We start from the raw sequence: 18,548 nt of genomic DNA, 5'->3' as shown, positions 1-18,548 counted from the left end.
TTGAAACAAACAAATGGATACTTTTGACCTCTTTTTGTGGTATTCTTGAGGTAAGAAAACAGAGAGTGAAATAAGGAGCAATAGTATGCATTTTCGTTCATCAGATAACCGCGGATTTCCGCATGATGATTTTAAATCGCCTGACGGATTGGCTGATCGGATCAGTGAGATTCTGGAATGCCCGGTTACGATAGAGGATTCCAATCATAGGTTGATTTCCTACAGCAAACATGAATCAAATGTGGATGAAGCAAGGGTTGCAACCATTATTAGAAGAAAGGTCCCTGAAGACGTTATTAACGGTCTTTGGCAAAGCGGTGTGATGGCAAAGCTTTTTGACAGTGATGAACCAGTTATTATCCCGCCCATCGAATCTGTCGGACTTGGAAATCGTATTGCAGTATCGGTTCGCAAAAATCAGGTTATCCTTGGGTTTATCTGGGCACAGACAAATGAAAAAACCGTTGATGAAAATACGATTCAGATACTAAAGGAAGCCGCACAGCTGGCCCAAAATTATCTGCTGCGGCACCAGCAGAAACAGCGTAATTCCGAAGAAAGTTACAAAGAATTTTTCTGGCAACTGTTGTCCGGTAACGTACGCAATAAAACAGACATTGAACGGCAGGCAAAACGATTCGGGATGGAATTACAAGGGGACTTGAGTGTTGTCCTGATTGAGTTTGACGGTGAAGTAACGAAGACAATGGAACGCCATGCCTATTATTTAACAGAAACGTTGAAACAGGCACGGGTTATTTTTCGGTTATTTGACCAAAACCAACTGATTATTCTTGCCCAGCTTGGTACGGAGAAGGATTCAATTAACGATTTTACAGCGGATTTTATTGATAAGATGAAAGAAAGATTACACGTTAAGGCGATTATAGGTGCGTACGGATTAATATACGATTCGCCTGAACACATTACCGACAGCTATAAACAGGCATTAAAAGTGCTGGAATTGAAAGAACAGTTTCCGGAAAGGCTGCAGGATGTTTACAATTACCATGATCTTGGCGTGTTTCAGTTTATTCATGAGTTTTACAAATTCCGTTCCCGAAATTACTATCACAACCCTTCACTTAAGAAATTGAAGGCATACGATCAGGAACATCGCTCTGATTTGCTTGCTTCACTAAAAATGTTTTTGGAATGTGATGGCAATGTTCATAAGGCTTCCCGGTTGCTGCATATTCATATAAATACATTGAATTACCGGCTGAAGCGGATTGCAGAAATTGCCAATATTGATTTGCGGAATTACAACCAAAAGATGACATTGTACCTGGATCTTCTTGTGAACGAAATGAATCAGAGGAATTTGTGATTTTTAACAAATCGGACGGCAGCCATTTAGCTTTCCAAATGAAGAAAAGTTATGCAACAATGTGTATAATTAATACTATACTTATTTAATTGAAAGGGATGTTATAAATGTTTATCGGTATTCCTAAAGAAATCAAAAATAATGAAAACCGTGTTGCGATTACTCCAGCTGGTATTGTGCACCTGGTTAAAGCAGGCCACAACGTGATGGTTGAAGCAGATGCTGGTCTTGGCAGCAGTTTTACAAACGATGAATATAAAGAAGCTGGTGCTGAGGTAGTTGAAAGCGCTTCAGACGTATGGAAAAAAGCAGAAATGATCATGAAGGTTAAAGAGCCTCTTGAATCCGAATTCGATTACTTCCGTGAAGGGCTTATCCTGTTCACATACCTTCACCTGGCAAACGAGCCGAAACTGGCAGAAGCTTTGGTAGAAAAAGGCGTTACAGCGATTGCATATGAAACTATCACTGTTAACAATACATTGCCGCTCTTAACTCCAATGAGTGAAGTTGCCGGTCGGATGGCTGCACAAATCGGTGCACAATATCTGGAAAAAGCTAAAGGCGGCAAAGGAATTCTGCTAAGCGGACTGCCTGGTGTTAACCGCGGCAAAGTTACAGTTATTGGCGGCGGCATGGTTGGTACCAATGCAGCGCGTATTGCAGCGGGTCTTGGTGCAGATGTAACCATCCTTGACCTTGACCCGAACCGTTTACGCCAATTGGAGGAAATGTTCGGTTCAAGCGCGCAAACGCTCATGTCCAACCCAGTTAACATTGCGGAATCTGTTAAAGACTCTGATATGGTAATTGGTGCTGTGCTGATTCCTGGTGCAAGAGCGCCAAAACTGGTTACGGAAGAAATGGTTAAATCCATGCAGCCGGGATCTGTAATCGTTGATGTTGCAATTGACCAAGGCGGTAACTTTGAAACAGTCGACCATGTGACAACTCACGATAAGCCAATTTATGTAAAACATGATGTACTGCACTATGCGGTTGCGAACATTCCAGGTGCTGTACCACGCACGGCAACAATCGGCCTGACAAATGTGACCGTTCCATACGCTGAAAAAATTGCTGCCAAAGGTGCTGAAGAAGCAATTAAGAACAATGCAGCAATCAAAAGCGGCGTGAACGTCCTAAACGGAAAAGTAACCTACGAAGCCGTAGCACAGGACCTCGGGTATGATTATGTATCCGTGGAAGACGCCTTGAAATAAGTAGTGCCTGGCACGACCCAGATTTTGTCATATAGAATATAGGACAGTTAAAAGCACCTTTCGCTTGTACGGCGAAGGTGCTTTTTTACGTTCATATTATAGTGGGAGTAAATATGGGCAACAATAAGCTTGAATGGAGGTTACAGCATGAAGCAAGAATATCGTGAATACAGAACAGGTCAGGGTGTACCAGTAAAGGGATATTATATGTGTCAATCCGGTGAGAAAGCCAAACTGAATAAGGATGAAAAGTTCCCAGCATGCCCTGTCAGCGGCAACGAAACCACCTGGAAACACGAACACTCCTGAATTTAACGTATTGGGTGACAACAAAAAAGTAACTGCGGAAATCATGCAGTTACTTTCTTTTTGTTTTAATATCCGTTTACAACTGTGTCGAGTTTACCGGTTTTCGGATCAATTACCAATCCGTGTACTGGTACATCGCCCGGCATCAGTGGGTGGTCTTTAACGGTTTTGACACTGTGTGTTACACTTTCTTCCACATTATCAAATCCTGCTAAAAACTGATGGACATCCACACCGGCATCTTTCACAGTGTCAAAGTTTTCCGGGTTGATTCCGCGACTCTTCATGGTTTCTACCAAATCTGTTGTATTGACGCTGGACATTCCGCAGTCTTTGTGACCGACAATAATCATCTCGTCACACTGCAGCGCATATACACCAACCAGAATCCCGCGCATGATACTGTCATACGGATTTGAAACAACGGCACCTGGGTTTTTTAAAACCTTGGCATCACCATTTTCCAGATTCATCGATTTCGGAAGCAATTCAACCAGCCGCGTATCCATACATGACAGAATCAAAAGTTTCTTTTTCGGCAGTTTGCCTGCTTCGAATTTTTCATACTCCTTACCTTCAACAAACTTTTCATTGTACTCCAGAATTTCGTCTAATAGCTTCATTTTTTTCACCTCTCTATTTATATTACTAATAATCCGGAAAAATGAAAAGGTGTGTCGTAATTTGTAATGTTATGACAACCTTTGTTGAATCTATTGAAATTTTATAGGTTAATCGGCATACTAATAAACGGTGTTTGTCAAAACTTCAGGATAAAAATTTTGGGAATGAGAGGTAGAAGATTGATGGCTCGATCGAATTTTGACTTGTCAGCAGCGGTTTCGGCAAAAAAACAGGAAATGATAGAGCTCGGCTTGAAATACGGCCTGACAGATGAACGGACAATTAAGTGCAGCCAGCAGCTCGACACGCTTTTAAATATACATGTGGACGGTGAACGTTTTTGCCTGACAGGATGAGATGAAAAACGCTTCGGATATTGCTCCGAAGCGTTTTTGAATCCGGCATGTATAATTCGCTAAAATCCAGCAGACCAAACCTTACTACCTTTACACAACTTTCCCAGGATTCAACACACCATCCGGATCAAGTGCTGCTTTTATTTTTCGCATGACTTCAAGCGCATCCCCGTGCTCTTTTTCCTGGTATTTTCGCTTGCCGACACCGACACCGTGCTCACCTGTGCAGGTGCCTCCCCGTTCCAATGCATATTCAACAATACGTTCATTAACTTTGTTCGCCTTTTCGATATCGTTTGGATCGTTGACATCAATCATTAGCAGGATATGATAGTTTCCATCACCGACATGACCGACAATTCCACCGGCAAGACCTGATTCATTGACCGCTGCCCTGGCATCCTTTACTGCACCGGCGAGTTCCGAAATCGGCACACATACATCGGTTACCATCTGTTTTTTACCCGGATGTCCATGAATGTAAGCATATGCGACATTATGACGTGCCTCCCACAGCCGGTTGCGTGCAGCTGTGTCGGATTCAAATTCGATTTCTTGGCAATTCATATCCATCACAATTTCTTTCATAAATTCCACATCCTGCTGAAGCCCTGCTTCATTACCGTGAAATTCAAGAAAAAGTGTTGGGACAGCATTATAATTTGTATCACTGAAATCATTCATCTGTTTGATAGACTGCTCATCCACAAGTTCTACACGGGCAATCGGAATGCCAGCCTGTAAAATAGAAATAACGGCTTCGACCGCATCATCCACGGTTGGAAATTCTGCTCTAGCTGCCATAACATTTTCCGGAATGCCGTACACCCGCAGTGTCAATTCGGTAAAACAGCCGAGTGTTCCTTCAGATCCTACCAAAACACCATTTAAATTATAGCCGGAAGATGACTTTGCGGCCATATTCCCGGTATGTATGATAGAGCCGTCTGCCGTCACGACTTCCATATCGCGTACCTGATCACGCATAATCCCGTAACGAACGGCAGTTGTTCCGCTCGCATTTGTTGCGGCCATACCGCCCAGTGTCGCATCTGCACCCGGGTCAACGGAAAAAAATAAGCCATATTTTTTTAATTCTTTATCAAGCTGTGAACGTGTGACACCGGGCTGAACTTTTACGAGAAAGTCATTTTCACGAATTTCCAGCACCTTGTTCATCATGGAAAAATCGATGACGATGCCGCCCTCATACGGAATAACGTTTCCTTCCAGACTGGAGCCGAACCCATATGGAACAACTGTAGTTTTATATTGATTTGCCAGTTTGACAACTTCACTGACCTCTTCGCTGTTTTCCGGAAAAACAACAATTTCCGGCCGGTTGGGTTTGTGGTATGATTCATCCGAGCTGTGCTGTTCTAACAATGTTTCATTTTCAGAAACACGCTCCTTTGACAGCGCAGCCTGCAATTCTTCAACTAGTTTCATAGAATACATCTCCTTGCCCTATTTTCCTTGTGAAATTTGAATCAAGTTTCCGCACGTATCATCAAAAATAGCAAACGTGACCGGACCCATTTCCGTTGGTTCCGCAGTGAAAGCTACTCCCAATTCCGTCAAACGTTCATATTCTTTATGAAGGTCATCCACTGCAAATGAAGTCGTCGGAATTCCCTGATCATAGATTGCCTCTTGGTAGGTTTTGGCTGCAGGATTATCGTTCGGCTCAAGCAGCAGTTCCACACCATCCGGATCCTCCGGTGACACTACAGTCAGCCACTTAAAATCCCCCGCAGGCATATCCGTCTTCTTCTCAAACCCAAGCACATCTGTATAAAATCTCAACGCCTTCTCCTGATCCTCCACAAAAACACTCGTAATATTAATCTTCAAAAATAATCCCCCTACTCGACAGGCGACAGGCACTACCCGCATTTTGTCGAATAATAGTTATAGTTTTGTCCTTCATTTCCACCTTAATCTTATTTCGACGATTGTTCAAAAAATTCCTCTTTTGCGCTTGAATTCGTCTGTATGTTACAGCACCATGGGTATTGCTGGGCTTGATGGTCTTCATCTCCAGAGGGGAACTAATGTACATCCCGGTCAGGCAAAGCCTGCTCGCGGAATTGGCAATTGATTCCCAACGCAGCTCATATCTTGCCCTGAACAGCTTCATGGGACAAGGAACTATGATCATCACGGGAGGAGCCATCACCCTCGGCGGCCTGTTTCCCGCAACAATCATGAGTAGCCTGTTCCTTATCATCGGCCTAACCGGCGTCACCTTGATGGCCAATATTATTCGACAGGTGACAGGCACCACCCGAATTATGTCAGAAAATGTCGAATAACTTCATGCTAATAGGGTGGCTTTTCTTCTTTAATTTCGCGTGCTGTTATGGATTGCCTGTCTACTTCATATGTATAAAGACGTGATCCTGTCTCGCCGCCTTTTTCCCATGTCTCCTTGAACTTCACTATGTACTCCTCATCATCAATCTTCTCCACGCTCGTTTCCCGGACGACATGGTATCCGCTGATGCTGTCTTCCCATTTTCCAACTGTATCCGGGAATTGTTCAATCGCTGTTCCTTTACCGGATGTGGCATATTCCACCGCATCCGCTGCGGTAAATGGCGGCGGTGATGATGATGCCCATTGCAGAATACCCCACAAAACACCGTAAACAATGAACGGAATCAACATTAAATACAGCCTGTTCCGTTTCCCTTTCCGCTTCCGGCTGAACAGCCAGCGGTCAATGACAGCATAAAACAAAGCCGCCACAGCACCATACAATGCAGCTGCCAGACTGGCGAATAGCAACCCGTTCGCCAGTCCAAGTACCCCGTGCAATAATATATATAACAAATCCCGGGGTCTAGTCCAGCTCCTCTGCCAATATTCCAGAAAAACAGAAACCAGGTTGCCATAAATTAAAACAATCGGTCCGACATACACCATGTAAAAAAGACTCCAGCCGATCAGATAATTGCCAAGGCTGTATTTTGGAGTACCACCCAGTATATTAAGGCATGCGAGAATCAGGGAGACGAACATCACAACAAAAAAAGTAGTTACTATTTTACGATAAAACATCCTGTGCCGACTCCCCCAATATAGATTTAAAATTTGTTTTATGAAATTTTCGTTCCGTTGGGCACATTTTCATCCGGCCCTAACAGCACGACATCGCCGTCCTCAGGTACTCCACCGATAACGAGCACTTCCGATTTATACCCGGCAACCCGCATCGGTGGAAAATTGACCACACCAACAACCTGACGTCCGACAAGCTGCTCCGGATCATATCGCTCCGTAATTTGAGCAGATGACCTCCTGACACCAAGCTCCCCAAAGTCCACCTCTAATTTAATGGCAGGCTTTCGTGCTTCCGGAAATGGTTCCGCTGTAAGAACCGTACCAATCCGCAGATCCAATTTCATAAAATCATCAATTGTTGCCATAAGCATTGCCCCCTTCATCTGCTGCTGTATTTGATTTTTCCGGCAGCTTACGATAGATTCTTTTTAGATTCATATTAACATTTTGTAATGTAATCAAAATGAATCCCAGCATTACAAACGTTACCATCTCACCAGTAAAAATTGAGAGAACACCCAATACACATGCATAAAGGATGTATAACCAGTTGTTCAACGTGCCTCGCCCCTTTTACCTTAACTGTACTGTATTGTGAAACAACTTACAACATTTTCCTTGTTTCCAAGCTTTACATATGACATATTGCCTTACAAGCGATATAATATAGTTAATAAGAATATTCCTATTAAGGGGAGTAGCTTTTACAGCAAAGTCGTCATTACAGGGCAAACGCTCTCGGCTTTGTTGGCAACCAACTGTTGTTAGCAAGACCTTACCAATTTATTTGGTCAGGTCTATTTTTATAACGTCAAAAAACTTACTATGGCGATAGATTGAATACATTAAGGAGAGATTGTTCGTTATGAATAATTTTATGATGACAAATGTTCCTGCATTCATTGAAAAAGAGATGCAGGCTATGACAGAAATGATTAAACCGCAGTTGAAAAAAAGTTCACGGTATTCATTGATTGCCCTGCCTCTGCTGGCAATCTCCATTACCAATCTGTTCTTTTCGCTGATTTCAGGCGGATGGACACTGGATAACATGGTGATTTTGGGAATTTATGCGCTGATGGCGGCGGTCGGGATCGCACTGTTTAAAGAATCTAAACACGTCAAAAAAGAAATGTACAAAATCGGCATGGAACACATGATTGAACGCATTAACGAGAGCGAACATGTCAACGACTATTCCAAGGAAAAATATATTCGTAATATTAAAGCACAGCCAAAGTTCGGCATGCAGACATTCTTTGATTTCCTGACCGAGGAAAATAGCCGTAAAGAACGAATGACAGAGAACTAAGCACAGAAAAGAACCTTCTTTGATGGAGGTTCTTTTTTTTAGTTATAACGGATGCCAAAGATTGCCATAAACGTTACTGCAAATACTATAAAAATCCCAAGAAAAATTAGCGTAATAAGATATTCCCGCGGATTTTCGTGATATTTCCATTGCATGAATGCTTCGACTGACATCATCACCACTGGAATCAACAAAATAAGGTTCCCTGGATTTATATTGACGTTGTTGGTTCTGAAAATCCCGTTCATAAATAAAAAGACGACAAGAGCTGCCGCACCCGTGATCAACACAGCCCATTCATGTTTTTTATTCGCAAACCGTTTATTTGATTTTCCAATGTTAAGCCACTTTCTTAGTCCCTTCTCCAAAAAATAACCGCCAACAAACAATACAGCAATTAACATTATCAGTTCCCATAAATCCAAAGACAAACTTTCTCCCTTCTAATCAAAAAATGTCATATGCAGATTGAAAGCAAAAATCACCAGTCCTCTGATTGGATGGGCGGTATCCTGATAGGCTTTTTCAGTGGTTAAACCTGACCGTTTTTACGCTTGCGCTTATTGATAAACTTTTTGACCATCGGATAGACAATGGGACCATATTTAATGGCAAGCCGCAGCAGTTTCTTCATGATATCTCCTCCATTGGTGTATGTCGTGGATGCTTCAGTGATTCGTTTTTCATCCGTTCTCCATAACATCGGCAATATGCCTATCATCGTATACACGTGTAATTTTGGAACAGCCCGGCTTGTCCAACACAGGGCAGTGACGTCTTTTTGCAAAAAAACAAATTGCGCTTATGCCCGCAATGGGATTGACAGTCGAACCATATCACGGCATTGGATTCCATTTTCATAAATTGGCTCATTATAGTTTTCCACAAAATAATCGCGGCGGATTTTGACCATCCGGAACCCGCACTGCTGATACAGTCGCAGCTGATCAATGCTGGAATTTCCTGTTCCGACATCAATAAACTGATAACCCTGCAACTGTGCATTCGCAATTGCGTGCTGAATCATTTTTGTACCGATCCCCTGCCCCTGATAATGTTCCAGAACAGCCACATTAACAAGCTCCATTTTATTTTGCCTTTCCTGGGTCAGGACATACACCCCAATAACCACATTGTCTTTCCTGACAACGTAGCATTGACCCTTGGACAGATATTCACGTACATTATTCTCAGATGGATCCGCTGTCAGCAGCAACTCCATTGGAGGATTTTCCGTCGTTTTTAATCGCTGTATTCTCATGTTGTTCTCCTCTTTCTCTTGTTTGAATCAAAGTTTGCTATTATTCTATCATACCAAAAACCATCATGAAGGAAAGTATAGTTTACATATACTTCCGCTTGCCTGCCCTAAACGCCAATTCAGCGGATAGGCATGCTTTATCCTGCTAATGTATTGTGTTCGCATGTCATATTCCCCTTTTCCAATCCTGCAAACGTTTTGACTTCCATTAAAATTGTTGTAAATCCTGCCAACCGTAAGCAATCTCTTTCAGTTTTGCACCATCGATTTCCAATTCATCCTCGCCCAATGGCTGCCCGCCAATTGCTTCGTAAAAATGTACGGCCGGATTTTTTTCCAACACCCAGATTACCATGGCTTGATACCCTTCTTTTAAAAGAGAATCAACCACTGCCTGTGTCAGACGTTTGCCGATTCCTTTGCCCTGATATTCCTTAAAAAGATAGATTGCGTACAATTCTCCATCATACCCTGCAAATTTCCCCTGACGTTCTTTCCCGCCATTGGCAAAGCCGACAATTTCAGTATTGTTATTTTCAGCAACGAATACATTTTGTTCGACACTGTTTTGCTTCCACCGCTCCGTTCGTTTCTCATACGACATTCGATCCAAAAACGAATCGGGAACAATTCCTTTATATGTAGAACGCCAGCTGTCAACATGCACCCTGGCGATTTGGGCCGCATCATCAGGTGTCGCCATTCGAATGTTCATAAATTCGCTCACCCCACACCGTTATTAATAGTTATCCAAATCGTCACCTCTATATAAATTATCCGCCTTGGATGTCCGGCGGTAATGCTCTAATAATGCTTTCCCCGCAGCTGAGTTATCAATCCCATGCCGGACTGCAGCCGTAATGACCAAGTACAGAATGAAAAGTCCCACAGCATATATAAAAATTGACATAATTGCCTCCATCGAAACCCCCTCCTTGTTTATTTCCATCTTAACGGTAAATAGATTGGAATTCCAGCGTGTATCGGATATAGGTGATGTCCGAAATTCAGGGGGATTTTGAAGAATGTAGGTTTGGTCCGTGAGAATTTCAGGAGGAATTCGAGTGGCTTTTCTCCGTTACAGCCGGCCCGTAATATTCGGTCATTTGCATCCACTTCATGATTGGGGGTGCAGTCGCCTGCTGAGGATTCAGTTTGTCTTATCGACACAGGCGGCATTCGCCGCCCTGCCTAAAATAAAATAATTGCTTTTACGCCAGTCCGCCTTTGCGTTCAATCCATTCGTCCCGCAAGATAGAGTAAACGAAAGCGTCATGAGAATGGCCGTTTTGAAATAAGTATCCGCGCAACTTTCCTTCCTGTGCAAACCCGATTTTTTTCAGAAGGGAATTGGATGCTGTGTTGGCTGGAAACGCTACTGCGCCAATTCGGTACAAGTCCAGCACCTCAAACGAGTAGCGGAGCACTTCATTGATTGCCTCCGTAGTAATGCCTTTTCGCCACTGGTCTGGGTCCAGTTCGAAGCCGATTTCCGCTTTTTTACCTTTCACATTTAAATTGTTTAAACCTATAGTACCAATGAATTCGTCGCTCGGATGCAAAACCATCCCCCAGCGGATACAGCGCTCCGCTTCAAACAGCTGCTGAAAGCTGTCAATAATCGCTTTTGCCTGCTCAACTGACTCAAGGCTTTCCATCCCATAAAATTCGGTTACATCGTCGTTGGACATAATATCATAAAAATTCTGGTCAAATTGATGATCAATATGAATTAAATTAAGGCGGTTTGTTTCAAGAACTGGAAATTCCCGCATATGAAAGACCCCTTTCCATTTAATGTACTAGTCTGTATTCGACTATCGGGGCCGGATTTCCTTCCTAAAACAGGAATTTCACATCAACCTGTGCAGTAACTTTCAGCTGTCCCGGCTGCAAATTGGTGGAAGCTTTCGCAGTTGTATAGGTTTGATATACGACCGGTGCGGTATCCGATTTTTCATCAATTTCAACCGGAATCGGCATAACGTTTAATTTCATCGTTGCTGCAAGTTTCTGTGCTTTCGCATAAGCGTCACGAAGCGCCATGCTTAATGCCTGCTGATAGATGGCATCCTGATCGGCTAGCGCAAACTCCGCATCCGACACCCGGTTCACACCATTCTGAACGGCGGTATCAATCACCATCCCTGCCCGACTGATGTCTCCTATCGTAATTTGAATTGCATGTGTCACTTCAAATCCCCTGAATTGCTGCACACCATCCACAAAGTCATACTGCGGATAAATGTTAAATGCCGTCGTCCGAATATTTTCCTGTTCGATCCCCATGTTTAATAATGCTTGGATTACCTGATTCATCGACTGGCTGTTTTCCTGCTGAGCTGCTGCAAGTTCCATATTTTCCGTTACCACTTGCAGTTCGACTGTAACAATATCCGGTTCAGCTGACAGAGATGCCGTGCCGGATACTGACATCACACGTTGTTCATGCATGACATATCACTCCTATCTATAAATGATATGCCGGCGATTTTCAGTGCATGAAAAAAGACAGCTGTTCACTGTCTTTTACATATCATGATCGGATTTTTGTTTTTGCCGTGAATGATTACGCTGTTTCACTTTATGTGATCCGTCGAGCGGTTCACCATACGGCTGCTTAGGACCTGTTGGCAGGTTGGGGCTTTCCTGCTGTTTTGGTCCTTTGCGATTTTTACCTTTACCCATGAAATAACGCCTCCTTCCCTCTCCTAGTTTTTGAAGAGGAAAGGAAACTATGCATCAGTTGTGTTCAATCACTGCATTTGTGTCGCTTCATTGCGCCATTTTATTCCGGCGTTTCCGCGGTCCACGGCGGAGTGCTTTCACATATGGCAGGAAAAGGCTGATAATCACGCCGGAAATTAGCGCGTTAATCAACGTCCCAATTCCAATTGCTCCGCCAAAAAGATAGGCAACAATGACCAGCACTCCACTGATTGCAGCCCGGGAATATGTCACATTCCAGCCGGTCAAATCCGAAATGACTAGCATCGTTCGATCCATCGGATTTGGTGCGAAATTAGACTGCAAGTAAAATGCAACGCCGAGTCCGATTAAAATAATGCCAACAGTAAGCGCAATCGACTGTCCGGGCCATGCAGCCGGATCAATCCAGTCACGAAGAAGGATCAGCCACGAATCAATACCAATTCCGGTTACGAGCGATGTGATTAGCGCCAGATATTCCGGTCTTTTTTTCATGGCGAGTGCATTACCGACAATCATGGAGAAGCCAACAACGATTTCCCAGCTGCCAACCGTTAAACCAAAAGTCCGATGCAGTCCGACCAGAAGTGCATCAAAAGGGGATGCACCCAATGCTGATTGAATGGTGAGTGCAATTCCCAGTGTCAATATGACGATACCAATAAAATAAAAATGGATCCCGTCCCGAATGAATCGCATCATCACCACTTCCTTTCCGAAAAATTAACTCCCTATAGTTTAACAAACCCCGCGGTCAAACAAAACAAAATGAACTAAAAATAGATTTCCGATTTTCGACGTGCACCGGTAACTGACTTTCATAATAAACTAATAGCAGAGAGGAGATTTTTTATGATTAAATTCCGGATTTTTTACTGGATTGCCTTCCTGGCGTTACTTGCATCCCCGGTATTGATTGCACTATATCTTTTCAGCTCAACCGGACAATCAAACGGAAATCCGGATACCAGGGACATGATCTGCAGTGCTGATGCCGTCACGCATATTGAAGATGTCTGTATGTAAAAAGGAAGCCCGATGGCAGGCTTCCTTTTTTAGTGGGGCCGCGATTCTCTTTCACCCATTTTCGTGCACCGTTAAATGGCTCTTCGGTGTTTGTTTACAATTCGCCGTGCTTTTTGGCCTTGCGTCAGTTCGGCGGGCGTCAATTGTGAACTTTAGCATTTAAGTTGTGAACTTTAGCACTTTACATATGAACTTTAGCACTTTTATCTTAAACTATAGCGAAATAACCGTAATCTTTAGCATTTAGCCAGCAATTTATCGATATCTAATTTATATTTTCTTCCGCCCCGATTGCCAATTTCCTCCGACGCCTCTTTCTGCAACACTCTCTTGGCCGTGTGTATTGAATCCATCAGTAAAAATTGACGTGCCTGTCTATTATTAATATATTCATCCGATAACAAAGCATAATCGGCAAGAGTAGTCCGATGCGCATTTTTCGAAACACACCCGCAACTTTTACAATGCCACTTCCCATGTTTCCACAACATTGGGACACATCCGCAATTTGGACAAAAAACGCCTTTAATCAGTTCCTCCTGAGATACCCTCAGTCTTTCCATTAATAAAAAATCCTCGGGGCGATGAGCTCCCATCAACGTGGAAGATAATTCCATCAATTGCTCCTCAGAAAAGTATGGAGTTTGGTACATTTCGGTAAAGTTTTCAATTTTGGGGAGTACATGATCGCGGTGCATAACGGTGTCGTTAATGACTTTATTGTTGGCTAAATTACGAAGGTACATATCGTCACGGCTGTACACAACTATTTTTTTGATCGGAACTGTTGGAAAATCATGATTGCGGTACAAGCTCTTAAGCCTGTTATGTTGCATATTTACCTGTTCAATAGGACTTCTGAACACTTCCACATCGTCACCCATTACACGAAATGCCTGTCCTAATTCATCAAAGTTCATATTATCATAAACATTCTTCACCTCTATGATCAAATGGAAATAGGCAGATAGTAGAAGGAAATCAAGTTGGAAATGACCATATTTATCAAGAAAACGCAGGTAATGAAAAATAAAAAATTGGTTCTCGGGAAGAAATTGCAGGTAGTATTCGAGGGCCTTTTCACCTTTATATCCGGAGTACAAGTTAGTCGCTTGCTGGCTGATAAATTGTTTGTGCGGATGTGTTTTTGGGGTTCGTCTATCAAGGGCCATCGTTTTTAAAATATGGAGGGGAATTTTAAGCGGTTTAATGAACAATAGAACACGACCTTTTCTATTCAATTTTTTTGCTGCAATATTATATATTCGACATAGTTCGGAAAAAATCCTGCTTGATGGTCATCAATCTCTATTGCCTGGATTCCAGACGTGAACATTATCATTTAAATTGTGAACTTTAGCATTTTGCCTGTGAACTTTAGCACTTTCACTCTGAACTTTAGCAAAACACCTGTGAACTTTAGCATTTACCGATTTCAGCGGCAAAAGCAATTTAATCACCCCACTCTCACTCCCAATAATCCTCATCCATCATGCGCACTTCCTCAACGATGTCCTCCAGGTCGGCCGGGGTAATTAAATATATTGGATAATCGTCGCGAGCATCCACCGCTGCCTTGTGGAAAAACCGGTTACTGCCCGGGAATTCCTCATCCAGCAGCATCAGGCAGCCGTCGCTTTTGTCGACCAGCCACATATTTTTTGCCTGAAATTGATAAGGCCCCTGATAATCTCCTTTGTATAATGGCTTGTAAAAGTCCGCTCCAGCGAGTAATTCCTGATACACCAGCTGAACAGCTTCCGGCCAACGGGCTTCCTGATTTTCGAAAGGCGGAATTACCGCAAGCTTAACCTGGTAGGATTCCTTCATCTCCAGCACGACTTCACCGGCCCACAATTCTACGCCCATTTGTCCGGAGATGACTACCCATTCCAGACCTTCCTCAACGAAATCAATGAGGCGCTTTTCGATGGCGGCTTTGACAAAGGAAATTCGCGAATCGTCCGGTTTAAAAATATTCAGTTCCATTGGTTTGTATCCAGTTACGGTCAATACTTTCATACGATCCACCTCCAAACTTTCCATCACGGCCTATTTCCTTCAAAAATTGGCCCGTCCAAGACTGTCGTGTGATATTCGCCGGACTCTCCCATCGGACATACATCGTACGCAGAAATATTTTCCGCAAATTCCCTATTCACTAACCGTCCTTCCCACTCGGTCGGGAGCCGCTCCCCATCGACCTTGATGACCTTAGCTTTAAAACCTGCATCAATTACTTCATGGAGCAGTGCCATCATCTTTTCCTGCTTGGTCCAGATAGGATACATCGCCTTAACACCGGCCGAAAGTGCAACCTGTTCTCCCCATTCCCGGTGTCCCTCCAAGTAAATATCGCCGAATGCAATCGCATCAATTTCATATTCTGCTTTCAACTGCTTGATGGCTGTCACGAAATCTTCCGTATATGTATCAAAATCAGTTTCGATAAAGTAAACCGGCAGCCCAAGACGATCAGCCTGCTGAACAATCTGTTCCCGCTTTTCATCATGTGCAACGGTGTCACCGCTCTTTTTCCAGATTGTTGTTACGAGACTAGCTATCTTAACGTCCTTCTTCTGCAGCTTATACAAGGCAAAACAGCTGTCCTTGCCTCCACTGAATGACAGTGCCGCTTTCTCGGTCATGTTAAACCGCCCCTTTCTATACTCGCGTCAAATGTGTGTCTTTAAAATCATCAGGATATTTTAAGCCAAATCCCAGCATCCGATCCATGCCAATATGTGCTGTCCAAATCAGACCGACTGCAACAAACGTGGTATGCAGCAACAGCATCCCCGCCAACAGAAGCATAATCGGTATCACGTATGTATGAAAAAGATTGTAAACTATCGCTCCTGCTTTTTTCCCGTGTACATATCCAAACATCGATATATCTGGTGCGAATAATAACACTGCAAACAGCAGCCAATCAAGCCCGGAAGAAAAATAGAAATAAACGCTTGCCAGCAATACGGCAACCCCCTCCCAAATGCAACAATCCCCTGCTCAACAAAACACCCCTTTGCCAAAATATCCTCACTTTTAATTCCGTGAAACTAATGATATCATTATACCGTATTATAGATGACATGAATATTAAAGGAGGTGAATACAGATGGTTTTCGAATTGATTTATGACGTGGTCGGGGAACTTTCACCAATGTATTTTTATTTGAGCATTATTTTTTCCTTGATCTGCAGCTATCAAATTATGAATATGAATGTGCATCATTCCATCCTGAGCAATTATGATTACACAAAGGAATGCCATGCGGTTTATATAAAACTGCTGCCAAAAAATGAACCAATCAGCCAAATAACAGAAATTCATAACTGGATCACGCACACCACCAAACGTATCGATGCACCTGATGATGATACGGATGACCATTCCTTCTCGTTGCAACAGAACCAAATATTACGAGGAGGACAACAATGGAGAAAAAATCTGTATTCACTTTTATTAAAAAATATAGTCTAATAGGAGCGTTTCTATTATTATTGCTGACAGGGTGTGCTACAAACGAACCGATTGACCCGGATTCAGCCAACTTTTTCGAAAGCTATTTTATATTGCCGTTTTCCATTTTCATCAAATACGTGGCCACTCTTTTCAGCGGTAACTTTGGATTGTCCATCATTGTTATCACATTGCTGATCCGCCTGGCGATTATGCCATTCATGCTGAAACAAATGAAGACAAGCAGAGAAATGCAGGAAAAAATGAAGCTCATGAAGCCGGAAATGGATGCCATTACGGAAAAATATAAAGGGAAAAACGATACGGAATCAAAAATTGAAAAGCAGCAGGAAATGCAGAAACTCTATCAGAAGCACCAATTAAACCCGCTTTCATCGATGGGCTGCCTGCCAATGCTGATTCAATTTCCGATTTTAATCGGCTTCTATTATGCCATCCGCCGCACTCCGGAAATTGCGGCGCATAATTTTCTATGGTTTAACCTGGGACATACCGATCTCATTCTGACCGCGCTGGCGGTGCTGATTTATTTTGTCCAGGCGCGTGTTTCGCTGATTGGAATGGATGAAAAGCAACGCAAACAGATGGCGATTTTCAGTTTTATTTCACCAATTATGATTGGATTCGTCTCGCTGAATGCTCCCGCTGCCCTACCGTTATACTGGGCTGTCGGCGGTCTGTTCCTCATCTTCCAAACCATTATTTCAAAAAAGACAGTCCTTGCCCAATAAGCATTTTCCATCCCGGTTACGGCCGGGATTTTTTGTATGATCTTTTATTTTTCAACAATTCTCAAAACTATGTTGCGGAAACAGTTAAAACGTGGTATGGTTCATATAATAAAAAGCATATACTTTTTTTAATATAAAAATGAAGTGAATACTTCGAATGGGGATCAACATGGAAAAGTTATATCAAAAAATCAGAGAACATCAATCCGGATTTTCCAGAAGCTTTAAAAAAATTGCTGCCTTTCTATACCGGGACCCATCTGTATTTGCGATGAATTCGGCTAAAACTGCCGGAAAACTTATCGGTGTCAGTGAAACCACCATAATCCGCTTTGCACATGAACTGGGATACAAGGGGTACAGCGCACTGCAGAAGGAATACCGGACTCGTATTTTCCAAAAGAGCAGCTTGGGAAATTACCGCAATCAAATGATGACCCGAACGAATCAGACCTCCATTAAAGATATGATGCTCCATGACATAACAGCCATTCAAACTGCGACAGAGCAGATTTCAGACGATGATCTGGAACGTGCAGTTGCAAATTTAATTAATGCCGAATCCATTATCATATCCGGGGTTAAGTCATCCTTTGCACTGGCAAACTGGTTCGCGTTAGCGATGGATATAGCTACTGGGAACGCCCGGCAATATATACCCGGTATGGACAGTCTGAAACGTATTGGAGAACTGAATGAACAAAGTGTCTTTGTTGCATTTTCCTATCACAGATATGGAAATGAAGTTATCCGGCTGGCAAAAGCCGCTAAACAGCACGGTGCAACAGTTATCAGCTTTACTGACAATGCATATTCACCTGTAACAGAGTACTCAGATATTATTCTTGCCTTACATATGAAAGAACTGTCAACCTTGGATATTGTGCCAGCAGTGTTTTCCCTGATGAACAGTATTGTTTCTACCATTGCATTAAGAAATCCTGCATGTTTTCAACGAAGTATCGAAGCATTTGATTCCGCAGCAGCAAATGATTTTTTCATGGTTGGAAGAGAGGAGACGAATGATGTTGGAAACGATTAAGTTCCCGGACTCAACGTTAACGCCTATTCCAAAAACGATTGAAATCATAACTGCTGCTTTATTAAAAACTGCCGA

At 42.8% G+C, this 18,548-nt stretch carries 28 protein-coding genes; 10 read left to right on the top strand and 18 right to left on the bottom strand.

Annotated elements, in window-relative coordinates; all coding sequences use genetic code 11:
• Positions 1-85: 85 nt before the first annotated feature.
• The 3 genes from B1K71_RS03920 to B1K71_RS19810 all read left to right on the top strand — a co-directional run bounded on the left by B1K71_RS03920 (position 86) and on the right by B1K71_RS19810 (position 2,862).
• Complete coding sequence (locus tag B1K71_RS03920; RefSeq protein WP_077324704.1) at positions 86-1,330, top strand: PucR family transcriptional regulator; 1,245 nt, start codon at positions 86-88, stop codon at positions 1,328-1,330.
• Positions 1,331-1,437: 107 nt separating this feature from the next.
• Entirely contained in the window at positions 1,438-2,553 is a 1,116-nt protein-coding gene (gene ald / locus B1K71_RS03915; protein WP_077324703.1) for an alanine dehydrogenase, read from the top strand.
• Between the two features lie 147 nt (positions 2,554-2,700).
• Positions 2,701-2,862 (top strand): hypothetical protein, encoded by a 162-nt coding sequence (locus B1K71_RS19810; RefSeq protein WP_175631827.1) that lies wholly within the window; start codon positions 2,701-2,703, stop codon positions 2,860-2,862.
• Between the two features lie 65 nt (positions 2,863-2,927).
• Here B1K71_RS19810 and B1K71_RS03910 read toward each other — a convergent pair whose 3' ends face one another.
• The gene (locus B1K71_RS03910; RefSeq protein ID WP_077324702.1) at positions 2,928-3,485 is read right to left on the bottom strand and encodes a beta-class carbonic anhydrase; all 558 of its coding nucleotides are present in this window, start codon (positions 3,483-3,485) and stop codon (positions 2,928-2,930) included.
• 183 nt (positions 3,486-3,668) lie between these two features.
• Here B1K71_RS03910 and B1K71_RS03905 point away from each other — a divergent pair, with 183 nt between their 5' ends.
• Complete coding sequence (locus tag B1K71_RS03905; protein ID WP_139343292.1) at positions 3,669-3,842, top strand: aspartyl-phosphate phosphatase Spo0E family protein; 174 nt, start codon at positions 3,669-3,671, stop codon at positions 3,840-3,842.
• A 90-nt stretch (positions 3,843-3,932) separates the two neighbouring features.
• Here the strand turns inward: B1K71_RS03905 and B1K71_RS03900 are convergent, their stop codons facing one another.
• On the bottom strand, positions 3,933-5,291 hold the full coding sequence (locus B1K71_RS03900) for an FAD-binding oxidoreductase (RefSeq protein ID WP_077324700.1): 1,359 nt from the start codon (positions 5,289-5,291) through the stop codon (positions 3,933-3,935).
• Between the two features lie 18 nt (positions 5,292-5,309).
• The gene (locus tag B1K71_RS03895; RefSeq protein ID WP_077324699.1) at positions 5,310-5,696 is read right to left on the bottom strand and encodes a VOC family protein; all 387 of its coding nucleotides are present in this window, start codon (positions 5,694-5,696) and stop codon (positions 5,310-5,312) included.
• Between the two features lie 200 nt (positions 5,697-5,896).
• Between B1K71_RS03895 and B1K71_RS03885 the strand changes: the two genes are divergently transcribed.
• Positions 5,897-6,157, top strand: coding sequence for a hypothetical protein (locus B1K71_RS03885; protein ID WP_077324697.1), 261 nt, complete (start codon positions 5,897-5,899; stop codon positions 6,155-6,157).
• Between the two features lie 7 nt (positions 6,158-6,164).
• Here the strand turns inward: B1K71_RS03885 and B1K71_RS03880 are convergent, their stop codons facing one another.
• Genes B1K71_RS03880 through B1K71_RS03870 form a run of 3 tightly spaced genes read right to left on the bottom strand, consistent with a single transcriptional unit; the run spans position 6,165 to position 7,466 of the window.
• Complete coding sequence (locus tag B1K71_RS03880; RefSeq protein WP_139343291.1) at positions 6,165-6,905, bottom strand: hypothetical protein; 741 nt, start codon at positions 6,903-6,905, stop codon at positions 6,165-6,167.
• Positions 6,906-6,943: 38 nt separating this feature from the next.
• On the bottom strand, positions 6,944-7,273 hold the full coding sequence (gene csaA / locus B1K71_RS03875) for a chaperone CsaA (protein WP_077324695.1): 330 nt from the start codon (positions 7,271-7,273) through the stop codon (positions 6,944-6,946).
• Positions 7,260-7,466 carry a hypothetical protein gene (locus B1K71_RS03870; protein WP_077324694.1) on the bottom strand — a complete coding sequence of 69 codons (207 nt, stop codon included), beginning with the start codon at positions 7,464-7,466 and terminating at the stop codon, positions 7,260-7,262. Before B1K71_RS03870 ends, csaA begins: the two co-directional genes overlap by 14 nt.
• Before the next feature lie 307 nt (positions 7,467-7,773).
• On the opposite strand from B1K71_RS03870, the gene B1K71_RS03865 reads away from it, so the two are divergent.
• Positions 7,774-8,220: a DUF5392 family protein gene (locus tag B1K71_RS03865; RefSeq protein WP_077324693.1), complete on the top strand. Its 447-nt coding sequence runs from the start codon at positions 7,774-7,776 to the stop codon at positions 8,218-8,220.
• Between the two features lie 38 nt (positions 8,221-8,258).
• Here the strand turns inward: B1K71_RS03865 and B1K71_RS03860 are convergent, their stop codons facing one another.
• The 8 genes from B1K71_RS03860 to B1K71_RS03825 all read right to left on the bottom strand — a co-directional run bounded on the left by B1K71_RS03860 (position 8,259) and on the right by B1K71_RS03825 (position 12,889).
• On the bottom strand, positions 8,259-8,651 hold the full coding sequence (locus tag B1K71_RS03860) for a DUF4181 domain-containing protein (protein WP_077324692.1): 393 nt from the start codon (positions 8,649-8,651) through the stop codon (positions 8,259-8,261).
• Positions 8,652-9,022: 371 nt separating this feature from the next.
• The gene (locus tag B1K71_RS03855; protein ID WP_077324691.1) at positions 9,023-9,481 is read right to left on the bottom strand and encodes a GNAT family N-acetyltransferase; all 459 of its coding nucleotides are present in this window, start codon (positions 9,479-9,481) and stop codon (positions 9,023-9,025) included.
• A 208-nt stretch (positions 9,482-9,689) separates the two neighbouring features.
• Entirely contained in the window at positions 9,690-10,196 is a 507-nt protein-coding gene (locus B1K71_RS03850; RefSeq protein WP_077324690.1) for a GNAT family N-acetyltransferase, read from the bottom strand.
• 24 nt (positions 10,197-10,220) lie between these two features.
• Positions 10,221-10,403 carry a hypothetical protein gene (locus B1K71_RS03845; RefSeq protein WP_077324689.1) on the bottom strand — a complete coding sequence of 61 codons (183 nt, stop codon included), beginning with the start codon at positions 10,401-10,403 and terminating at the stop codon, positions 10,221-10,223.
• A 289-nt stretch (positions 10,404-10,692) separates the two neighbouring features.
• Positions 10,693-11,256, bottom strand: coding sequence for a GNAT family N-acetyltransferase (locus B1K71_RS03840; protein ID WP_077324688.1), 564 nt, complete (start codon positions 11,254-11,256; stop codon positions 10,693-10,695).
• A gap of 64 nt (positions 11,257-11,320) precedes the next feature.
• Positions 11,321-11,935 (bottom strand): SIMPL domain-containing protein, encoded by a 615-nt coding sequence (locus B1K71_RS03835; RefSeq protein WP_077324687.1) that lies wholly within the window; start codon positions 11,933-11,935, stop codon positions 11,321-11,323.
• 75 nt (positions 11,936-12,010) lie between these two features.
• On the bottom strand, positions 12,011-12,169 hold the full coding sequence (locus tag B1K71_RS03830) for a small acid-soluble spore protein P (RefSeq protein ID WP_077324686.1): 159 nt from the start codon (positions 12,167-12,169) through the stop codon (positions 12,011-12,013).
• A gap of 87 nt (positions 12,170-12,256) precedes the next feature.
• Positions 12,257-12,889 carry a YczE/YyaS/YitT family protein gene (locus tag B1K71_RS03825; protein WP_077324685.1) on the bottom strand — a complete coding sequence of 211 codons (633 nt, stop codon included), beginning with the start codon at positions 12,887-12,889 and terminating at the stop codon, positions 12,257-12,259.
• 153 nt (positions 12,890-13,042) lie between these two features.
• Here B1K71_RS03825 and B1K71_RS19805 point away from each other — a divergent pair, with 153 nt between their 5' ends.
• Positions 13,043-13,216 (top strand): hypothetical protein, encoded by a 174-nt coding sequence (locus B1K71_RS19805; RefSeq protein ID WP_175631825.1) that lies wholly within the window; start codon positions 13,043-13,045, stop codon positions 13,214-13,216.
• Positions 13,217-13,452: 236 nt separating this feature from the next.
• On the opposite strand, the gene B1K71_RS03820 is transcribed toward B1K71_RS19805, so the two are convergent.
• The 4 genes from B1K71_RS03820 to B1K71_RS03800 form a co-directional block, all read right to left on the bottom strand.
• Positions 13,453-14,388, bottom strand: coding sequence for a nuclease-related domain-containing protein (locus B1K71_RS03820; RefSeq protein WP_245799360.1), 936 nt, complete (start codon positions 14,386-14,388; stop codon positions 13,453-13,455).
• A gap of 295 nt (positions 14,389-14,683) precedes the next feature.
• Positions 14,684-15,238: an SLOG family protein gene (locus tag B1K71_RS03810; protein ID WP_077324682.1), complete on the bottom strand. Its 555-nt coding sequence runs from the start codon at positions 15,236-15,238 to the stop codon at positions 14,684-14,686.
• A 23-nt stretch (positions 15,239-15,261) separates the two neighbouring features.
• A complete protein-coding gene (locus B1K71_RS03805; protein WP_077324681.1) occupies positions 15,262-15,864 on the bottom strand; it encodes a Dph6-related ATP pyrophosphatase in 603 nt (200 codons plus the stop codon).
• 16 nt (positions 15,865-15,880) lie between these two features.
• Complete coding sequence (locus B1K71_RS03800) at positions 15,881-16,189, bottom strand: DUF4260 domain-containing protein (protein WP_245799148.1); 309 nt, start codon at positions 16,187-16,189, stop codon at positions 15,881-15,883.
• Between the two features lie 145 nt (positions 16,190-16,334).
• Between B1K71_RS03800 and B1K71_RS03795 the strand changes: the two genes are divergently transcribed.
• The 3 genes from B1K71_RS03795 to B1K71_RS03785 all read left to right on the top strand — a co-directional run bounded on the left by B1K71_RS03795 (position 16,335) and on the right by B1K71_RS03785 (position 18,473).
• Positions 16,335-16,700 carry a hypothetical protein gene (locus B1K71_RS03795; protein ID WP_077324679.1) on the top strand — a complete coding sequence of 122 codons (366 nt, stop codon included), beginning with the start codon at positions 16,335-16,337 and terminating at the stop codon, positions 16,698-16,700.
• Positions 16,655-17,431: a membrane protein insertase YidC gene (gene yidC / locus B1K71_RS03790; RefSeq protein WP_077324678.1), complete on the top strand. Its 777-nt coding sequence runs from the start codon at positions 16,655-16,657 to the stop codon at positions 17,429-17,431. The genes B1K71_RS03795 and yidC overlap by 46 nt, the downstream gene beginning before the upstream one ends.
• A 169-nt stretch (positions 17,432-17,600) precedes the next feature.
• Positions 17,601-18,473 (top strand): MurR/RpiR family transcriptional regulator, encoded by an 873-nt coding sequence (locus B1K71_RS03785; protein WP_175631824.1) that lies wholly within the window; start codon positions 17,601-17,603, stop codon positions 18,471-18,473.
• Positions 18,474-18,548 lie beyond the last annotated feature (75 nt).

Origin of the sequence: Virgibacillus siamensis (genome assembly GCF_900162695.1) — a bacterium.
In the GTDB taxonomy this organism is placed as follows: domain Bacteria; phylum Bacillota; class Bacilli; order Bacillales; family Amphibacillaceae; genus Lentibacillus; species Lentibacillus siamensis_A.
Note: the sequence above shows the minus strand (reverse complement) of the source record. Positions and strands in the feature narration are given on the sequence as shown.

Bases quoted from the DNA above. Each gene is read 5' to 3' on its own strand.
- B1K71_RS03920 (WP_077324704.1), top strand. From the start codon at position 86: ATGCATTTTCGTTCATCAGATAACCGCGGATTTCCGCATGATGATTTT.
- ald (WP_077324703.1), top strand. From the start codon at position 1,438: ATGTTTATCGGTATTCCTAAAGAAATCAAAAATAATGAAAACCGTGTT.
- B1K71_RS19810 (WP_175631827.1), top strand. From the start codon at position 2,701: ATGAAGCAAGAATATCGTGAATACAGAACAGGTCAGGGTGTACCAGTA.
- B1K71_RS03910 (WP_077324702.1), bottom strand. From the start codon at position 3,485: ATGAAGCTATTAGACGAAATTCTGGAGTACAATGAAAAGTTTGTTGAA.
- B1K71_RS03905 (WP_139343292.1), top strand. From the start codon at position 3,669: ATGGCTCGATCGAATTTTGACTTGTCAGCAGCGGTTTCGGCAAAAAAA.
- B1K71_RS03900 (WP_077324700.1), bottom strand. From the start codon at position 5,291: ATGAAACTAGTTGAAGAATTGCAGGCTGCGCTGTCAAAGGAGCGTGTT.
- B1K71_RS03885 (WP_077324697.1), top strand. From the start codon at position 5,897: ATGTACATCCCGGTCAGGCAAAGCCTGCTCGCGGAATTGGCAATTGAT.
- B1K71_RS03880 (WP_139343291.1), bottom strand. From the start codon at position 6,905: ATGTTTTATCGTAAAATAGTAACTACTTTTTTTGTTGTGATGTTCGTC.
- csaA (WP_077324695.1), bottom strand. From the start codon at position 7,273: ATGGCAACAATTGATGATTTTATGAAATTGGATCTGCGGATTGGTACG.
- B1K71_RS03865 (WP_077324693.1), top strand. From the start codon at position 7,774: ATGAATAATTTTATGATGACAAATGTTCCTGCATTCATTGAAAAAGAG.
- B1K71_RS03855 (WP_077324691.1), bottom strand. From the start codon at position 9,481: ATGAGAATACAGCGATTAAAAACGACGGAAAATCCTCCAATGGAGTTG.
- B1K71_RS03850 (WP_077324690.1), bottom strand. From the start codon at position 10,196: ATGAACATTCGAATGGCGACACCTGATGATGCGGCCCAAATCGCCAGG.
- B1K71_RS03845 (WP_077324689.1), bottom strand. From the start codon at position 10,403: ATGGAGGCAATTATGTCAATTTTTATATATGCTGTGGGACTTTTCATT.
- B1K71_RS03840 (WP_077324688.1), bottom strand. From the start codon at position 11,256: ATGCGGGAATTTCCAGTTCTTGAAACAAACCGCCTTAATTTAATTCAT.
- B1K71_RS03835 (WP_077324687.1), bottom strand. From the start codon at position 11,935: ATGCATGAACAACGTGTGATGTCAGTATCCGGCACGGCATCTCTGTCA.
- B1K71_RS03830 (WP_077324686.1), bottom strand. From the start codon at position 12,169: ATGGGTAAAGGTAAAAATCGCAAAGGACCAAAACAGCAGGAAAGCCCC.
- B1K71_RS03825 (WP_077324685.1), bottom strand. From the start codon at position 12,889: ATGCGATTCATTCGGGACGGGATCCATTTTTATTTTATTGGTATCGTC.
- B1K71_RS19805 (WP_175631825.1), top strand. From the start codon at position 13,043: ATGATTAAATTCCGGATTTTTTACTGGATTGCCTTCCTGGCGTTACTT.
- B1K71_RS03820 (WP_245799360.1), bottom strand. From the start codon at position 14,388: ATGGCCCTTGATAGACGAACCCCAAAAACACATCCGCACAAACAATTT.
- B1K71_RS03810 (WP_077324682.1), bottom strand. From the start codon at position 15,238: ATGAAAGTATTGACCGTAACTGGATACAAACCAATGGAACTGAATATT.
- B1K71_RS03805 (WP_077324681.1), bottom strand. From the start codon at position 15,864: ATGACCGAGAAAGCGGCACTGTCATTCAGTGGAGGCAAGGACAGCTGT.
- B1K71_RS03795 (WP_077324679.1), top strand. From the start codon at position 16,335: ATGGTTTTCGAATTGATTTATGACGTGGTCGGGGAACTTTCACCAATG.
- yidC (WP_077324678.1), top strand. From the start codon at position 16,655: ATGGAGAAAAAATCTGTATTCACTTTTATTAAAAAATATAGTCTAATA.
- B1K71_RS03785 (WP_175631824.1), top strand. From the start codon at position 17,601: ATGGAAAAGTTATATCAAAAAATCAGAGAACATCAATCCGGATTTTCC.